At 61.7% G+C, this 18,393-nt stretch carries 14 protein-coding genes; 7 read left to right on the top strand and 7 right to left on the bottom strand.

What is annotated here, in order from left to right:
- Positions 1–6: 6 nt before the first annotated feature.
- Positions 7–909, bottom strand: a complete 903-nt coding sequence (locus FXN63_RS05095) for a TauD/TfdA dioxygenase family protein (protein ID WP_148813438.1) — start codon at positions 907–909, stop codon at positions 7–9.
- Between the two features lie 281 nt (positions 910–1,190).
- Here FXN63_RS05095 and FXN63_RS05090 point away from each other — a divergent pair, with 281 nt between their 5' ends.
- Positions 1,191–2,390, top strand: coding sequence for an acyl-CoA dehydrogenase (locus FXN63_RS05090; RefSeq protein WP_148813437.1), 1,200 nt, complete (start codon positions 1,191–1,193; stop codon positions 2,388–2,390).
- Between the two features lie 122 nt (positions 2,391–2,512).
- Here FXN63_RS05090 and FXN63_RS05085 read toward each other — a convergent pair whose 3' ends face one another.
- Together FXN63_RS05085 and FXN63_RS05080 are read right to left on the bottom strand one after the other, a co-directional pair.
- Positions 2,513–3,103: a hypothetical protein gene (locus FXN63_RS05085; protein ID WP_148813436.1), complete on the bottom strand. Its 591-nt coding sequence runs from the start codon at positions 3,101–3,103 to the stop codon at positions 2,513–2,515.
- Between the two features lie 129 nt (positions 3,104–3,232).
- A complete protein-coding gene (locus FXN63_RS05080; RefSeq protein ID WP_148813435.1) occupies positions 3,233–4,513 on the bottom strand; it encodes a fimbria/pilus outer membrane usher protein in 1,281 nt (426 codons plus the stop codon).
- Positions 4,514–4,611: 98 nt separating this feature from the next.
- Here FXN63_RS05080 and FXN63_RS05075 point away from each other — a divergent pair, with 98 nt between their 5' ends.
- On the top strand, positions 4,612–5,436 hold the full coding sequence (locus tag FXN63_RS05075) for an alpha/beta fold hydrolase (protein ID WP_187395112.1): 825 nt from the start codon (positions 4,612–4,614) through the stop codon (positions 5,434–5,436).
- Between the two features lie 34 nt (positions 5,437–5,470).
- Here the strand turns inward: FXN63_RS05075 and FXN63_RS05070 are convergent, their stop codons facing one another.
- From FXN63_RS05070 to purE, 4 genes are read right to left on the bottom strand one after another with little or no spacing between them, the layout of a single operon-like run.
- Positions 5,471–6,547: an L-threonylcarbamoyladenylate synthase gene (locus FXN63_RS05070; RefSeq protein WP_148813433.1), complete on the bottom strand. Its 1,077-nt coding sequence runs from the start codon at positions 6,545–6,547 to the stop codon at positions 5,471–5,473.
- Entirely contained in the window at positions 6,544–6,735 is a 192-nt protein-coding gene (locus FXN63_RS05065; RefSeq protein ID WP_148813432.1) for a hypothetical protein, read from the bottom strand. The genes FXN63_RS05070 and FXN63_RS05065 overlap by 4 nt, the downstream gene beginning before the upstream one ends.
- Positions 6,732–7,910, bottom strand: a complete 1,179-nt coding sequence (locus tag FXN63_RS05060; RefSeq protein ID WP_148813430.1) for a 5-(carboxyamino)imidazole ribonucleotide synthase — start codon at positions 7,908–7,910, stop codon at positions 6,732–6,734. Before FXN63_RS05060 ends, FXN63_RS05065 begins: the two co-directional genes overlap by 4 nt.
- Positions 7,907–8,449 carry a 5-(carboxyamino)imidazole ribonucleotide mutase gene (purE, locus tag FXN63_RS05055; protein ID WP_148813428.1) on the bottom strand — a complete coding sequence of 181 codons (543 nt, stop codon included), beginning with the start codon at positions 8,447–8,449 and terminating at the stop codon, positions 7,907–7,909. The genes FXN63_RS05060 and purE overlap by 4 nt, the downstream gene beginning before the upstream one ends.
- A gap of 329 nt (positions 8,450–8,778) precedes the next feature.
- Here purE and FXN63_RS05050 point away from each other — a divergent pair, with 329 nt between their 5' ends.
- The 5 genes from FXN63_RS05050 (at position 8,779) to FXN63_RS05030 (ending at position 18,267) form a co-directional block, all read left to right on the top strand.
- On the top strand, positions 8,779–9,621 hold the full coding sequence (locus FXN63_RS05050) for a tetratricopeptide repeat protein (RefSeq protein WP_187395111.1): 843 nt from the start codon (positions 8,779–8,781) through the stop codon (positions 9,619–9,621).
- 524 nt (positions 9,622–10,145) lie between these two features.
- A complete protein-coding gene (locus FXN63_RS05045; RefSeq protein WP_148813424.1) occupies positions 10,146–12,089 on the top strand; it encodes a DUF4214 domain-containing protein in 1,944 nt (647 codons plus the stop codon).
- Positions 12,090–12,337: 248 nt separating this feature from the next.
- The gene (locus FXN63_RS05040; protein WP_148813422.1) at positions 12,338–13,276 is read left to right on the top strand and encodes a UDP-glucuronic acid decarboxylase family protein; all 939 of its coding nucleotides are present in this window, start codon (positions 12,338–12,340) and stop codon (positions 13,274–13,276) included.
- Complete coding sequence (locus tag FXN63_RS05035; RefSeq protein ID WP_148813420.1) at positions 13,273–15,273, top strand: O-linked N-acetylglucosamine transferase, SPINDLY family protein; 2,001 nt, start codon at positions 13,273–13,275, stop codon at positions 15,271–15,273. Before FXN63_RS05040 ends, FXN63_RS05035 begins: the two co-directional genes overlap by 4 nt.
- Before the next feature lie 339 nt (positions 15,274–15,612).
- Positions 15,613–18,267 (top strand): DUF4214 domain-containing protein, encoded by a 2,655-nt coding sequence (locus FXN63_RS05030; protein ID WP_148813418.1) that lies wholly within the window; start codon positions 15,613–15,615, stop codon positions 18,265–18,267.
- The last annotated feature ends 126 nt before the right edge of the window (positions 18,268–18,393 follow it).

Raw genomic sequence — 18,393 nt, 5'->3', positions numbered from 1 at the left:
CCGCGCTCAGAAGGGCACGTCGCCCTGGACGGTGGTGCGATACAGCTTGCGACGCAGGTGATCCGGGCAGCCAGCGGCCAGGTGGATCAGTGAGCGGTTGTCCCAGAACACGATGTCCCAGGGCTTCCATGCGTGGCGATAAATGTGTTCGGGGCGCGTGCTGTGCGCAAACAGCTCGTCCAGAATCTGGCGGCTTTCATCTTCCGGCACATCCACGATGCGGGTGGTGAACCCTTCGCTGACGAACAAGGCCTTGCGGCCGGTTTCCGGGTGCGTGCGCACCACCGGGTGCACCACTGCCTTGACCTCCGCGACTTGTGCCGCGCTCAGGTTGGGGCGCCAGTTGCCCTTCTTCTGGTAGTCGCTGTACTTCGACAGGTAGGAATGTTCGGCACGCAGCCCTTCCACTGCGCTGCGCAGCGCGGCAGGCAAGGTGTCCCAGGCCAGGTGCATGTCGGCGAACAAGGTATCACCGCCCTCCGACGGCAATTCCTGCGCGTGCAGCAGCGAACCCAGGCTGGGCGTTTCCTTGTAGGACAGATCGGAATGCCAAAGCCTGCCGGCGTCACCCAGCCCGATCGGCGTACCGTCTTCGACGATATTCGACACGATCAGGATTTCAGGATTGTCGGCCAGCAGGAATTGCTTGAGCACATGAATTTGCAGCGGGCCGAAGCGGCGGCTGAAGGCGATGTGCTCGGCGGGCGTGATCTGCTGGTCACGGAACACCACCACATGGTGATCCAGGTGCGCGCGATGAATGCGCGCAAAATCGGTATCGTTGAGCGGCTTGGACAAATCCAGCCCGACGATCTCGGCACCAACAGGTGCATCGAGACGACGGACCTCAAAATTCTGCGCAGGTGCGTCGGAATGGCTTGCGACGGGGGCGTTCAAGACAGCGGACATGGGGACTCCGTGGTAAGGACTTGAGGGGCCCGGTCGCAGCGGCAGGGGAACACGCAGCGATCACCATATCGGGCAACACAATCGGGCAGCAGCAATAGGCCGGGTTCGACCTATCGGGATGGCATTTGTAATATAGCGATGGCCCCAAGCCGCGCGAACGAACGATTCGCGGTTTCCACAGACGAAAAAGTACTAAGGTCGATTGTTTATTTGTTTAGATCGAGACGTTATCAGCGCCTCGCATCACCACCGCAAATTCAGCACACTAGGAAAAACGACTTATGACGTCCTCGACTCGCGCCGCCTTCCACTGGGATGACCCGATGCTGCTCGACCAGCAACTGGAAGACGACGAACGGATGGTGCGCGACGCCGCCGCTGCATACTGCGGCGAACAGCTGGCACCGCGCGTCTTGTCCTCGTTCCGCGAAGAACGCACCGACGTCGAAATCTTCCGCGAAATGGGCGGTTTGGGCCTGCTGGGCGCGACCATCCCCGAGGAATACGGTGGCGCAGGGCTGAACAACGTCAGCTACGGCCTGATCGCCCGCGAAGTCGAACGCATCGACTCGGGCTACCGCTCGATGATGAGCGTGCAGTCCTCACTGGTCATGGTGCCCATCTACAAGTTCGGCTCCGACGCACAACGCAAGAAGTACCTGCCCGCGCTGGCCTCCGGTGAATCAATCGGCTGCTTCGGCCTGACTGAACCCAACCACGGCTCCGACCCCGGCTCGATGGAAGCGCGTGCACACGCCACCGACAGCGGTTACCGCCTGACCGGCACCAAGACCTGGATCACCAATTCGCCCATTGCCGACGTGTTCGTGGTGTGGGCGGTCTGCAATGGCGGCCCGCACGACGGCAAGATCAAGGGCTTTGTGCTGGAACGCGGCGTGGCCGGATTGGAAACCCCTGCCATCCACGGCAAGGTGGGCCTGCGCACCTCGATCACCGGCCAGATCGTGATGAACGACGTGCTGATTTCCGACGAGCAGATGCTGCCCGGCGTGGAAGGCCTGCGCGGCCCCTTCACCTGCCTGGACTCGGCCCGTTACGGCATTTCGTGGGGCGCACTGGGTGCGGCCGAATCATGCTGGCATACCGCGCGCCAATACGTGCTGGATCGCAAGCAATTCGGCAAGCCGCTGGCCGCGAACCAACTGGTGCAGAAGAAGCTGGCCGACATGCAGACCGAAATCACGCTGGGCCTGCAAGGCTGCCTGCGCCTGGGTCGCATGAAGGACGCGGGCATTGCATCGGTGGAAATCACGTCGATGACCAAGCGCAATTCCTGCGGCAAGGCGCTGGACATTGCACGGGTTGCGCGCGACATGCTGGGTGGCAACGGCATCAGCGACGAATACGGCATTATTCGTCACATGGTGAACCTGGAAGTGGTCAACACCTATGAAGGCACACACGATGTGCATGCGCTGATTCTGGGGCGTGCACAGACGGGGATTCAGGCGTTCTTCTGAACGTACATCCCTGTATGACAGCGGGCGCATTCCTTCCGGGATGCGCCCGTTTTTTCTTGGTCTACGCCAAGTTCAAGCATGAAGCCGCAAGGTCTACAGCGATGAGCGGCTGAAGGCCTGCGCTATTTGGCAGGCATTGGTAGCGGAGCACCCGAGACCAGTACCGACTCAGCTTCGGTGATATCAAAAATCTGCTGCACGCAACCCCTGCCCGTGAACGAAAAGCGGGCCATATAGCGCCTCATGGGTTGGGGCTGAAAGTCGTTGTTCAATGGACCGCAACTACCGCTTCTCGTGTAGAGGCCCGTGGCTCTGGACCCAGTGGTGTCCGACCAGGTCGAATGCCCGACAAGCCGCATGGGAGCCGATGCGTCGATCAGAACTTCTTGCATTGGCAGGGCACCATACACGGTCCGGTTCGTGGCCGTTATCATCCGCAAAATGCTGGGCAGCAATTCTTTGGCCATGTCCGACGTATCGAAAACACTGCCTATCTTATTTTTGACACCCTTGCTGTCGACTTCGCTGAAATTGACAATCATTGGCTGTCCATTGCTCTTCAATACCAGCACAGCATGTTGCGCGTCGGGCACGAGTGCCGTTTTTGTCCCTGAAGGATTCGACAGATCAACAGGTTTTGGCGGCGTGGAGCACGCTGACAGTGCAATTAATGCCAATGATCCGACGACATATCTAGCACGAAAAATTTTCACTTCTCCTATGTTGACCTCGTTCTGAATATTTTTCTTCGCACATCAAAACGATTTTTCTTGATCGTTGCGACAACAATTCTTGTCTTACGCGAATGCCAATATTCACGAGCGGCAGATTGTGCTTGACGCTCAAGGCAACAAGGTAAACGGCAGTCGCAAGCCACCCACGAACAGCTCAACCGGCATGGTCACATTCATGTGCATGCTGACGTCACCGCTGTTGATATCGCGGTCGGCACCCAGGCCCAGATTGACGTGGCGGCTGATCGCCACTTGCTGAAGCAGCCCCACGCGGTTGCTGGTGGACCCACCATCGCGCAGGCCCACAAACGTACCGCTGATGGTGCCGAAGCCGCTGACTGGTACGTCAGCGCGCACGGAATTGCTCAGGCGCTGATTGGCGGTGGTGCCGTCGTTATACGCGGCCAGATCGGCAAACCCGGGTGAACTCAAGTCGTTGCGGAAGTTCAGGCTGAAGGCCTGCGCGTTATACCGATAACCCAGCGATACCCGGTGGCCTTGGTCCTGGCTGTATCGACTTTGCGCGTGGCCTGCCGACACCGTGCCGAAACGGCCTAGCGAATACAGACCACCCACGCCCACCAGGTTCATCGACGTCGCATTCTGCACCTGGCTTTCCAGCGTGAAGTCAGAGGTCAGGCCGTAGCGCAAGCTGCTGGCCCCGGCCGAGGTGGCATACGATCCGCTGTTGCTGGTGCTGGTCGATGAGGCCAGGCCGCCTACCGTGGACGAGAAACCGAACTCGCCATCGGGCATGACTGCGTTGGACCCGGTCGGCCAGCTGGATATCTGCAAGCCGCCCAGTTGCACCCCGCTGCCCCACGACGGGGCGTTGGTATCCAGCGCACCTACCGACACGGTCTGGCCGTCCAGCAGGCCGTTGTAGCGCCAGTTTCGTTCGTTGCGCTGTATCTGCAAGCTGTCCGGGTTGGCGGCAACCAGCTGGGGCTCGCCACTGGGCTTCGGGTCGAAACTGACGGCGCGCACCTGACGGCGGCTGATCAGCGTGGAATAACCTTCCCAGTCTTCGGGCAGCAAGGTATCGGACCAGACCGGGCCACGCAGCCAGTCTCCGTTGGAACGATAAGGCAGGCGCAGGCCAACGCCCGGATCGGCCGCAGCGGTTTCCGTGGGCGTAGTGCCGTCGTTGATGCCAGTCCCTGGCGCGGGGTCGACCTTCACCGGGAAGGTTTCGGCAACCGGCGATACCGGGGTGCGCTCGAAACTCACCTGGGGCGTGGTTCCAACGGCCTGCGGCACGATCGGCCCTTGGGACGTGATGGTGTCGGGCGTCAACACCACGGCAGACGTGGCGCAGCCCGTGAGCGCGGCCAGAACCACGCCGCTGGCAACGCGGCGCAAAGGGAAACGAAGGCGAAGGCTAGGCATAACCCTAGTGTAGAAAATCCCGAGCCAGGAAGTCGTAATGCACCGTTACCATGGAAAGATTTTTATCCTGCCACGTTGCTCATCCCATGAATGCTTCCGTGCCCCCTGTTTCACTGATTTCCGCTTCATCAGCCATCGCACCCCGGCAACATCGTATCGACGGTATCGAACTGGAAATCGTGCAAATCCCCGCTACACGCGACGGCCTGCCGACCTTGGTATTTCTGCATGAAGCCTTGGGATCGATTCCGCAATGGCGCGACTTCCCGGCGAACGTGTGTGCGCGCAGCGGCTGTGCTGGCTTGGTGTTTTCGCGGTATGGCCTGGGGCAGTCCACGCCGCTGACCAGCACGCCCCGCCCTACTGACTATCTGGAAAACGAAGGCTGGAACAGCCTGCCCGCGCTGCTGCGTGACCTGGACATACGTCGCCCGTATCTGATCGGTCACAGTGATGGTGCATCGATTGCACTGCTGTACGCGGCACGTAATCCCGTGATCGGCCTGACGGCGATGGCGCCGCATGTGCGCGTCGAGGAAGTCACGCTGGAAGGCGTGCGCACTGCCGAAGCCGATCGCGAACGTCTGGTCACGGCGCTGGGTAAATATCACCGGGACGCCGCGCGCACCTTCGATGGCTGGAGCCAGACCTGGGCCAGCGCCGAGTTTCGCGACTGGAACATCCAGGCAGCGATGTCGGGAATTGCCGCACCGACACTGTTGATCCAAGGGGAGAACGACCAGTACGGCACGATGGAGCAGCTGGACTGGATCACCGATGGCATTGCATCAGGGGCAGCCAAGCCGCCCGTGCGCCGCGTGGAATTGGCGAATGTGGGGCACGTGCCGTGGCGCGAAGCAGCCGACACCGTGCTGGATGAAATTGCCGCCCACATCAGGATGTGCACGGCGTTGCCGGGCTGAATCAACAGCCCGGCAGCTACCTGGGGTCACCGCCTTAATGCGCGCCCGATCCCACCGCCGCCCTGCCCAGACGGTCATGAATGCCCGCCCAAGCCGGGCCGGCTGGTGGCGTTTCGATCAGCAGGCGATCAAGCGCCAGCAGGTCCAGTCGGCGCAACACGGCGTACAGCTCGTATGCATACGCCTCGGGGTCGGTCGGAGCCTGCAACCAGGTCCCCCCGGCCGGCGCAAGTGATGCCACCGACCAGACACCGACACGACGGCCCGCCGCTACCTCGGCAGCCAATACATCCGCCAACCGATCACTGGCCACCAAGGCCAGCGGGGTGCGTGGTGCGTAATGCGCGGCCAGCGCGCCAGACACGCGCGGCAGTGCGGCTTGTTCCGCATCGTCGGCAGATTCAGCTGCCGAACTTCCTGATGCGTCATTGCGTATTTCTGCCTGCACACGCGCGGCAATCTGCGCCTCGGCCTGTGCACGGGTCAACACCGGCTGACCCAGGGCCTGCTCCAGCGCCTGCGCACTGATATGCCCGGGACGCAGCAACACCGGCTGGTCGCGCGTCACATCAACGATGGTGGACTCGATGCCGACCTGGCACGGTCCGCCATCCAGAATCATCGTCAACTCGCTGCCAAAATCGCCGTCCACGTGCTGTGCCGTAGTCGGGCTCACGTGGCCGAAACGATTGGCAGACGGACCCGCCAGGCCGCCCTCGAAGGCGACCAGCAGCGCCTGCGCAACCGGGTGCGACGGGCAGCGCACGGCCACCGTGTCCTGCCCGCCCGTCACGGCATCCAGCACGCCATCGGCCCGGGCCATCACCAGCGTCAAAGGGCCGGGCCAGAATGCATCGATCAAGGTCTGCGCCAGCGGCGGGACTTCGCGTGCCCACCGCGTCAGGTCTGCACCCGGGGCCACGTGGACGATCACCGGGTGGTCGTTGGGTCGCCCTTTTGCGGCAAAGATGCGGGCCACCGCATCGCCCTGGCTGGCATCGCCACCCAGGCCATATACGGTTTCCGACGGAAAGCCGACCAGACCGCCCGCACGCAGCACGGACACCGCCTGCGCAATGGCCTCGGGCGTCGGCGTGAAGATGCGGCTCATTGCATCGCCTGTACGCCGTCTGCCGGGCGCGTCAGACGCGCCACCTGCAGAGACTGCGTAGCGCGTGCCGACGACGCGGTACGGGCGGCAGGAACCTGACGCACCGATTGCACCGCCAGCATCCACTTCATCGGTTGCACGTGCGCGCCAACCAGGCTCAAGCGCCAAGGACAAGCTGCTGCGTTCATGGGAACGCAATGCCCAACGCGTGAGCAACCTTGGCAGCGGCCGCGTCAACGCTCAGTTCACCGGCTGCCACGCAGGTCACGTGCCCCATCTTGCGTGCGCGCCGCGCCGATTCCTTGCCGTACAGATGCAGGCTGGCCGAAGGCACAGCCAACACGGCCGACCAATCGGGTTCACGGCTGCGTTCGTTTTCGTCAAACCAGATGTCACCCAGAATATTCAGCATGACAGCCGGGGCCAGCATGGCAGTGTCGCCCAGCGGCAGGCCAGCCAGCGCACGCACCTGCTGTTCGAACTGGCTGGTAACGCAGGCGTTGATGCTGTAGTGGCCGCTGTTGTGCGGGCGCGGTGCGATCTCGTTGACGACCAAGCGGTCGCCGTCGAGCACGAAGAACTCCACACACATCACGCCCACGTACTTCAGGCCATCGGCCACACCAATGGCGGCAGCAGTGGCGCGCTCGGCCAGTTCATCGCTGGCCTGGCGCGACGGCACGGTGGAGATGGCAAGAATGCCGTCGCGGTGCACGTTTTCCGACAGCGGATAAGCCACCGACTGGCCGTCAGCACCACGTGCCACCACCACCGACACTTCGAATGCCAGCGGCAGGCGCGCTTCCAGTACACACGGCACATTGCCGAACGCGTGGAAAGCCGCGCGGGCTTCCTCGCGCGAGGACACACGGGCCTGGCCCTTGCCGTCGTAACCCAGGCGAGCCGCTTTCAGAATGCCGGGGAACAGATCATCGGGTGCATCGGCCAGGTCTTGCTCGGCCAGCACCGCCACGTAGGGGGCGACAGGCACACCCAAGGATGAGATGAAACGCTTTTCAACGATACGGTCCTGTGCAATCGCCACGGCGTCGGCCACCGGGCTGACACGACGATCACGGGCCAGACGGCGCAGGCTGTCGGCGGGGACATTCTCGAATTCCGTGGTGATGGCCGCGCAACGCTCGGCCAACTGGTCAAGGCCAGCCGCGTCGTCGTAAGCCGCGCGGATGTGCAGGTCGGCCGTATCGCCAGCCGGGCAGCGTTCGGCAGGGTCCAGCACCGCTACGCGATAACCCAGCGTCTGTGCTGCGACCGTGAACATGCGGCCCAACTGACCACCGCCCAGCATGCCCAGCCAGGAACCCGGGGGCAGCGGCGTCAGTGCGGTACGGTCCGCGCTCATGCCTGTGCTCCCGGGGCGTTCACCGGCAACACCATGGCGCGAGCAACTTCGGTCTGGCGAGCGCGGAAGGCATCCAGCTTGTCGGCCAGCGCGGCATCGGTCACAGCCAGGTTGGCCACCACATGCAGCGCTGCGTTCGCAGCACCGGCTTCACCAATGGCGAAGGTCGCCACCGGCACGCCCTTGGGCATCTGCACGATGGACAGCAGCGAGTCTTCGCCACGCAGGTACTTGGACGGCACCGGCACACCGAACACCGGCAGGCGCGTCAGCGCCGCCAACATGCCCGGCAAGTGGGCCGCGCCACCCGCACCCGCGATGATCGCGCGCAGGCCACGGCCAGCCGCTGCGCCACCGTACTCGACCATGTCGATCGGCATGCGGTGGGCGGATACCACCTGGGCTTCGAAGGGAATGCCGAACTCGGTCAGGATATCGACCGCTTGCCGCATCACCTCCCAGTCGCTGGACGAGCCCATGACGATGCCGACGAGCGGCGCGGGCGTGGAGGATGAGTCGGTCGGGCTGGAACGGGTCATGACAGGCAGGCTCAGTCAGAAATAAGTGCGAAAGCGACGTGGGAAAGCTCCCGTCGTCTCGGGTCGGCAGCGAACCCCGCGTGCGCGGGGCGGGTCGCATGGCCGCCAAGGGCGTCGCGTTGGCCAGGGTTCATCCCCATGCACACGGGGAACACCGCTGGAAAACCGGGCATTTTACCTGCCTTGGCGGGTTCCTCCGTGAACGATGCGCCACACAAGGCGGCCAGCCTGTACGACAATCGCTTGAAACCGGCCCGGACGTCCCCACCCCTGAAGTTTGGCCGTCTGCCTGGCCCACGCTTACAACGAACTCAAAGGAATTCCGCCACATGGACGTCACCCTAGCCAATTTCGAACGCGAAGTCCTTCTGGCCTCACGCGAATTGCCGGTCATCGTCCAGTTCTGGTCGGCCCGCTCGGCCGCCTGCCAGCAACTTGCACAAAGCTTCGCCAAGCTGGAGCGCGAACACCAGGGCCGCTTCAAGCTGACCCGCGTCGACGCCGACAACAACCCGGAACTGGTCCAGCACTTCCAGCTGCGCAGCCTGCCCTTCGTGATCGCCTTCGTGAACACCCAGCCTGTGGATTCGCTGAGCGGCGCGGTCAATGACGCGCAAGCCCGCGAATTCATCGAACGCCAATTGCCCAGCCCGATCGAAGAAGCCTATAACGCCGCCTTGCAGGCGCGCCAGGCGGGTGACCTGGAAACCGCCGAGAAACACCTGAAGGCCGCGCTGGTGCTGGACCCGAAATTTGACGACGCCCGTTTCGACTATGTGGAAGTGCTGATTTCCACTGATCGCAGCGAAGACGCCCAAGCCCAGTTCGACCGCATTACCCCGGTCGGCCAGGCCGACCCGCGTCATGCCTCGCTGGCCACCATTCTGGCTGCGCGCGCCAAGGCGCTGGAGTTGCCGGAAGAAGATGCATTGGTGGCGCGCATTGAACAAGACCCGGCGAATCTGCAAGCGCGCTTGGAATTGGCGAACCTGCGCATTGCTCGCCGTGCGTGGGCGGGTGCTATGGAAGAACTGCTGGAAATCGTGCGCCGCGACCGGACGTTTGAAGACGATATTGGCCGCAAGACTTTGGTTGCAGTGTTTGGTCAGGCCTCGGCGCAGCCGGAGCTGGTGTCGCAGACACGACGGAAGTTGTCGACAATTTTGAACTGAGCATTGCGGCAGCCCAGACTGCGTGCTGCAACACGGCCTCATCGACAAAAACCACCTTCGGGTGGTTTTTTTAATGCTGACACGGAAATCCAAGCCTATTTCCTGCCCATAACCCTTGGCATAGTCAAGGGATTAATTTCTCTTCGCATTCCATCAGAAAGTTCTGCACCGTGCTCACGCCAAGACCATCACGGCAAGGGCTGGGAAAACCCTGCCAAATATATTGATAAACATAGAAAAATATTGATTTATTAGTATACAGATGGACAAGAGCGCACGATTTTTCCCTTGATTCCAATCAGGGGCCAGCACTATGCCAGCCTGGTCATTCCATGTCTGCATCTTTATTTGACGGCCCTCCTGAATAATCAGCCAACACCTCATTCATTTGTATTATTCGCCCAACTCTGGCACCGACTGTGACAGCCATCACACGGATGAGCCGTCAACGCGCATATATTCGCATCCACCCATCCCGCTCGTGCTGACACGAGCCTCTCGATCGTCACATCGGAACTCTACACATGGCAACTCCCGCCCAGCAAGCAGCGCTAGTCAACTTGTACATTGCATTGTTCAACCGTGCCCCTGATGCCGAGGGTTTCGCGTTCTGGACGAGCGCGCTGGACCGCGGCGCCACGCTTGACGACATCTCGGTCGATTTTGTCCGTAGCACCGAGGCGGCCACGATCTACCCGACCTCGCAAAATGCCGAGCAGTTCGTGACGGCGTTCTACCAATCCGTGTTCGGTCGGGCACCCGATGCAGACGGGCTGGAGTTCTGGACCAGGGAATTGGACGCCGCCGGCGGCCCGGAGTCGCCCGCCGCCAAGGCGCTGCTGGTATCGAAGATTATCGAGATCGTCACCACCCCGCTTCCGGAAAAGCCCGCCGACCTGAGCGACGCGCAATATGCCGAGACGGTCAAGGATCGCGGCACCTTCGGCACCAAGAATGTCGCCGCCACCAAGTTCCTGGAATCCAACAGCAACGACATAAACGCCGCCAAGCAGGCGCTGATCCCGGTGACTACACCTGCTCCGACCCAGCCGGCCGGGAAGGTATTCGACTTGACGACCGCGGACGAAACGCTGAACGGCGGCGCGGGCAACGACACATTCAACGCGCCGCTTGCCAACGGGCTCATCACCTTGAACACCGGAGACATCCTGGACGGCGGCGAGGGCAAAGACACGCTGAATGTCGAATTGGCCAGCTGCACGTACCCCTCACCGACGCTGCGCAACATTGAAACCGTGAATGTCCGCTCGCTCGGTTACAGCTATCTGAACCTCGAAAGAGCGTCGGGGGTCACCCACATCAACGTCGCCAACAGCGACTACGACGTGACCATCAACAATGTGGGCGACGCAGCCTTGTCCGTGGCGAACCAGACTGCCAACGTATCATTCAACGGCGGCACCGCGACGGAGTTGTCACTGAACCTGAACAACGTCGGTACGAACCCATCCGTCGACAGAATGGCGTTGCTCCTTATTCCCTCGGAAACAAGCATCAGCCTGGGCTACAACGCCACGTACACCAAGCACAACATCGTCACCACCGATTCATCTGTGCGGATTATCGACGGTGCGGACAGCCCGGCCGTCACGGAGGTGAGCGTTGCTGCCACCGGCACGAATCGACTGGTGTTGTCGGAGACCGATGTCGCCGCCATCCAAACCATCACCGTGTCGGGCTCAGGCTCGGTTTCGTTCGGCGGCGATTCACTGACGGCGCTGACCACGTTCACCGCCGGCGATGGCGGCGTCAACTTCTCCAGCAACAACCAGACCGCTTCCAGCCTGACCATTTCCACCGGGGCAGGACAGGACGACATCGAAGCGAATGCCGCCAGCATCGTGTCCTTGAACACCGGCGCAGGTAATGACTACGTCTATCTGGACGGCGCGTTGTCGGCCACTGCCGTGGTGAATCTGGGAGCCGGTGACGACACCATCTACCTGACCCAGGGTGCAGTCGAAGGCGCTCGTATCTATGGCGGTGACGGCGACGATACATTTGTGATGAACGCGGTCACGCACGCGGTAAACGGTGAGGGCGGCTCGGTCACCACACTGACTGGTGGTGCTGGTACCGACACCTATGTATTCCGGACGGAAATCGTGGGAACGACGGCGGGCAAGGTGACGGCAGTCATCACGGACTTCAAGACGGGCGAAGACAAGATCGAGGTGCAAAGCAATAACACCGCTTACCTTGCTTCAGAAGACACTTTCAAGAAGGCCAGCACCATCTCGACCTCGCTCGAAGCCCTGCTGGTCGAGGCAACGGCAGCACTGTCGGGCACCACGCTGTACTACGTCGGCCAATTCGGCACGGACGCCTACCTGGTGACCGACTTCCAGACGGCGGGCTACACCAACGTCATCAAGCTCGAGGGCGTCTCGCTGGCCGGGATCGTGGCGACGGACATGCAGGGGCAAGTCGCATATCTGCCCGTATGAACGCGTAGGAAGATGACCCATCAAGGGCTTGCGTGCTGAGCCCGACAATGGCGTCGAGGGCCGGATCTGGCGACTGCCTCAGATCCGGCCCTTTGTTTAATACGCTGTTGCCAAGACACGCCTCACCCTCGCTAGACAGCCAACTTCAATGCTAGAGTCCGTGCGCCCGTACCGGTGCCGGTCGTTCACCGCGACGACTATCCGGCATGCCCCGGAGGTGGCTTTCCCGACCGCGGACTGAGACTGCAATGACACCAACGACATTGGTCACCGGCGGCGCCGGTTTCCTGGGCTCGCACCTGTGCGACCGCCTGATCGCCGACGGCTACGAAGTGCTGTGCCTGGACAACTTCTACACCGGTGCCAAGGACAACATCCGGCACCTGTTGGACCACAAGCGCTTCGAGCTGATTCGCCACGATGTGTGCATGCCGCTGTATGTGGAAGTGGATCGCATCTTCAACCTGGCCTGCCCTGCCAGCCCAATTCATTATCAGAACGACCCGATCGCCACGACCAAGACCTCGGTCGTCGGTGCCATCAATATGCTGGGGCTGGCCAAGCGGCGACACGCGCGCATTCTGCAGGCGTCCACCAGTGAGGTGTATGGCGATCCGCAAGTGCATCCGCAACCGGAAGGGTATTGGGGCAATGTGAACCCCATTGGCCCGCGTGCGTGTTATGACGAGGGCAAGCGTTGCGCCGAAACCTTATTTTTCGATTATCACCAGCAGGCCGGCGTCGATATTCGGGTCGCGCGCATATTCAATACCTACGGCCCGCGCATGCATCCCAACGATGGGCGCGTGGTCAGCAATTTCATTGTGCAGGCCTTGAAGGGTGAACCGATCACCTTGTATGGCGACGGCAGCCAAAGCCGTGCATTTTGTTATGTCGATGATTTGATCGAAGGTTTGATCAAGATGATGGATCAAGATGCCGAGATCGGGCCGATCAACTTGGGTAACCCAAGTGAATTCACCATCCGCGAATTGGCAGAGACCGTATTGCGCCTGACCGATTCACGCAGCGGGCTGATCATGCATCCCTTGCCCCAGGATGACCCGGCGCAGCGTCAACCTGACATCAGCAAAGCCAAGTCTGCCCTGGCCTGGGAACCCAAGGTCAGTCTGGAAGACGGCTTGAAAGAAACCATCGCGTATTTCCGCAAGGTCTTGAACTCGTGAATCAAACTACCCATCAAGCGCAGCAACCCGACGTCGACGCACTGTGGCAATGTGCGCAGCACCAGGGAACCGACGCAGCCTTGCAACTGGCGCAAGCCCAGCTTGCCACGCATGGCCGCCACCCTGCCCTGCTGCAACCCGTCGGCCAGTTGTTGCTGATGGCCGGACGCGATGCCGAGGCCCTGCCCTGGCTGGAAGCCGCCTGCGCAGCGCGCCCTGATGACCTGGATGCCTGGAACCAGCGCGCCTTGGTCCTGAGCCACCTTCACCGGCATACCGACGCGCACACGGCCTATCAGGAACTGCTTCGCCTGGCTCCCACCCTGCATAGTGTGTTCGTCAATATCGGCAGCAACCTGAACCACGCACGGCGCTTTCAGGAAGCCGAGACCTGGCTGCGCAAGGGGCTTGCGCTGGCACCGGACGCCCCGGAACTGAAAGCCAATCTGGTCGCCGCCCTGGTTCAGCAAGGCAAGATTGGCGAGGCCGCAGCACTGATCAACGCGCTGGAAAAAATCGGCTATCAGCCAGTCGAACTGCTGGAAGCCAAGGCCACCTTGTTGCAGCGCATGGGCCGTTATGTGGATGCCGAACGCTTGGTGCGGCAGGTGTTGGTGCATGTGCCTCAGCATGTTGGTCTGCTGCGCCTGCTGGCCAACGTCGTGGGCTACCTGGGTCGGCCCGATGAACAACTGGCGCTGTACGAGCAGGTGTTGACGCTGGCCCCTGAACAGACGGAAGTGCGCAGCAGCTTGCTCTTCCTGCTGAATTACGCGGCGCACAGCGACGGCCCCAGCCTGCTGGCACAGGCCACGCAGTATGGCGAACAACTGCGAGTCCAATTCAAGCAGCGCGGCCATCGCGCCTATTCCACCTGGCACTGCGAGGCGCAGCCTGCACGCCTGCGGGTAGGCCTGGTGTCGGGAGACTTGCGCAATCACCCGGTCGGGTACTTCCTGGACGACGTGATCCCTGCAATGGCGGCAAGCGGCATTGAATTGTTTGCCTATGCAAACCAGATCCGCGAAGACGAACTGACGCAGCGCATGAAACCGCACTTTTCCGCCTGGTGCGACATTGCTGCGCTGGACGACGAACAGGCTGCACGCCGCATTCACGACGACGGCATTCATATTCTGGTTGACCTGTCAGGCCACAGCGACCAGCACCGGTTGCCGCTCTTTACCTGGAAGGCCGCGCCGGTGCAGGCAAGCTGGCTGGGTTATCTGGGTACGACCGGCCTGCAGGAAATCGACTGGGTGATTTCGGACCGCTACATGGCCCCGGAACATGCTGCGTCTGACCTGGTTGAAAAAATATGGCGCATGCCCGACAGCTACGTGCATCTGTCGCGGCCGGCAAACGCCGTGGCCCTGACCGGTGCCCCGTCGGCCACGCTGGGCCACGTGACCTTCGGCAACTTCAACAATCCGGCCAAGATGACCGATGTGGTGGTCGCCCTGTGGGCGCGCGTGCTGCATGCGGTGCCCGGCAGCAGGCTGTTCATGAAGAACCCGCAGTTCCAGGAACCGGCGGTGATCCAGCACACGCTGGCACGCTATGCTGCATACGGCATAGGTGCCGAGCGCCTGATCCTGGAAGGCCCGTCACCAAGAGCAGACTTGCTGGCCGCCTACAACCGCGTCGACATCGCATTGGACCCCTTCCCCTACACCGGGGGCACGACCAGCCTGGAAGCCTTGTACATGAGCGTGCCAGTGTTGAGCCTGCGCGGCGGCCGCTTCATGTCGCGCATGGCCGACACCCTGCTGATGAACGCGGGCCTGTCGGACTGGATTGCCGACGATGCAGATCATTTTGTGCAGCTGGCGGTGTCGCATGCGGCGGATCGCGCCACGCTGGGGCGTCTGCGAGCGGGTGAGCTGCGAGAACAGGTGCTGGCCTCGGCCTTGATGGATACGACGCGGTTTGCGCGGGATGTGGAGCAAACCTTCCGAGACATTTGGGCGCAGTGGGTGGAGAAGCACATACCCTGAGTGATCCACACACCTGGACACGGGCGGGTTTGAAACAGCCAGGAGGCTGGCGCTGGACTGATTCCAGCGCCAGCTTTTTTTATGCCAGTAGATCGGCAGATTTCAGCTCATCCGGCGGCCCAAAGCATGGCAGCTTGACAATAGGATTGCGTCAACGCGTATATGAATATCTCGATATTTCCCAAGACCTTATAAACCCCTTGCCAAGTCCCTCATTAATCAAGTTACATTTGTATCTGCTCCAAGAAACCCTCTTTCTTCGCTGCTTTTCGCACAGCCGCGCGAAATTTCAATACTTTCCGAAGTATTTCAATACTTGGCATCGGACTTTAAACAGAAATGGCTACCATTACTCCCACTCATCAAGATTTGATTACCCGGCTATATGTCGGACTGTTCAATCGCGCGCCCGATGCGCAAGGCCTGCAATTCTGGGCCCAGGCCCTGGCCGATGGCGCGTCGCTCGGTTCGCTTGCCGGCACGATCTTCACCAGCCCTGAGGCACAAACCATCTACCCGGCCACGCAGACCGCCGACCAGTTCGTGACCGCCTTTTATCAAACGGTGTTCGGCCGCGTACCCGACACAGAGGGCCTGCGTTTCTGGACGGGTGTGCTGCAGGAAGCGGGTGGTGTGACGTCTCAGGAAGCCCGAGCCTTGCTCACCGAGAAGATCATCGAAATCGTCAGCACCACCCTGGACACCAAGCCGACCAACATCACCGACACGCAGTTCGCAGAAACCGTCAGCGATCGAACCATTTTCAGCAAGAAAGTCGCGGCCGGCCTCAAATTCGCAGTCGAGCAGCAAGGCACGGATCTGGGCCAGGCCAAGCAGGCCTTGGTCGATGCCGTGGCCCCGCCACCCGCGACGACGCCCAGCGAACCGGTAGCACCGGTCGTCGGGCAGACCTACACCCTGACCACGAATGACGACCGGCTCACCGGTACCGCCGGCGATGACACGTTCAATGCCGCTGCCGGTACGCTGCAAAGCGCCGACGTGCTCGACGGCGGAGCCGGCACCGACACACTGAACATCTTCACCGCGTTCTGCAGCCAGATCCGGCCGACCCTGAGCAACATCGAGATCGTCAACGTGACCTCCGGCAGTTCCGGGGCCTCCACCGACTTGGGCGGGTCGACCGGCATCACCCACGTTGGGTTTGTCAACAGCACCAGCGCTGGCACCGTTCGAGGCGTCGGCAACGCGGCCTTGTCGGTTACCAATCAGAATCAGCAAGCAAGATTCCAAGATTCCACAGCAACTGCCCTGTCCATGAGTTTCAAGACGGTGGGCGGGGACGCAAACCGAACTACCGTGAACCTGTCCGAGGCCGCAGCCACCAGCTACACGATCACGACGGACAGTGCCCACGTGAATCTCAACCGCACAGGGACCGGCGCATCGACAGGCGTGACCGTGGCCGCCACCGGCAACAACTCACTCGCGCTCTCGGGGAACGATGCTTCTACCGTTCAGACGCTGACAGTAACGGGCACGGGTTCGGTCAACTTCTCGGGACAGCAACTGTCGGCGCTGACCTCCGTCACCGCAGGTGATGGCGGCGTCACGCTCAACAGCACCAATGCCACCGCCAACGCACTGAGCATCAACACCGGCGCAGGGATCGACACCATCACGGCCAACGGTGCCAGCATCAATACGCTGAACACCGGTGCAGGCAATGATGTGGTCACCTTGAATACCGGCGCGCTCGCATCTGGCGCAACCGTGAATCTGGGCGACGGCAACGACATCATCAACCTGGCCCAGGCCACCGACGCCACGATCGACGGCGGTATGGGTACCGACACGCTGAACATCACGGCAAACGGCAGCGGCAGCTTCCGGCCGACCCTTCGCAACATCGAGATCGTCAACCTGACCGGCATCGACGGTTCGGCGGTCATCGACCTGGGCGGGTCGACCGGCATCACGCAAGTAGGCTTCGTGGGTAACAGCGCCAACTTCACCAACGAGATCGGCTTCATCAACGTGGGCAACGCCGCCCTGTCGGTCACCGACCAGTCGGGTGGCGCGCGCTTCAGCGGCTCCACCGCAACGGCCTTGTCGCTGACCCTGAAGAACGTCGGCTCGACAAACGTCAACAGCAGCATCCATTTGGCGGCCGAAACCGCTGCGCTGGCGACCTCGCATGACATCGTCATCGAAAACTCCTACGTGCGGCTGTTCGAAACCATCCAGAGCGCGGCCGTGACCGCGGTCAGCGTGGCGGCCACCGGCACCAACAAGCTCATGCTGTCGAGCGCCGATGCCGCCAGCGTACAGACCCTGACCGTGAGCGGTGCCGGGGCGATCGACCTCTCGGGGCGCACGCTCACGGCCCTGACCACCCTCAACGACACCGGCAGCGGCGCGCTGACGCTGAAGGCCAGCGGCACGCTCCTCACGACCTTGAACGGCGGCTCGGGCAACGACACCATCACCGTGAGCGGTACGCTGTCGGCAACGGCCCGGATCAACCTGGGGGCTGGCAACGACACCATCACCCTGAGCAACAGCGCCACCCTCGGGGCGGTCGTGGACGGCGGCGAGGGCGATGACACCTTCATCACCGGTACCACCTCGTTGAATGCCACCGACACCTTGAGCGGCGGCGCAGGTGCCGATCGCTTCTTCTTCGGTGCCAGCGCCACGGACGTCTCCACGGACTGGCGCACGGCAATCATCACCGACTTCCAGACCGGCATCGACAAGATCGCGGTGCGGGCCGGTGGTGATGCCGTGCTGAACGTGAACTTCGTGAAAGCCGGCGCTACCGTGGCTGACTTCGCCACCTTGCTGGCAGATGCCAGCGCGACGTTGAACGGTACCGTCAGGTATTACCTCGGTCAGATCACTGGCGAAGCGGCCTATCTGGTGACGGACCTCAATGGTGTCGGTCGCACCAATATCATTCAACTGACGGGCGTCACCTTGGACAGCCTCAATGCCAGCGACATCATTGCGGACTTCATCACGGTTTCCTGACACCTTTGGATTTCCTGCGCTGGGTCCAGCGTCGAGCAGCAGGCAATCTGGATAGACAAAAGCAGGCATCGCGTTCACCGCGATGCCTGCTTTTTATTTGGCGGCCGGCTGCCAGACACATCCGTT

Source organism: Pigmentiphaga aceris, from assembly GCF_008119665.1.
Lineage (GTDB): Bacteria > Pseudomonadota > Gammaproteobacteria > Burkholderiales > Burkholderiaceae_B > Pigmentiphaga > Pigmentiphaga aceris.
This window is presented reverse-complemented; position numbering and strand designations above follow the sequence as displayed.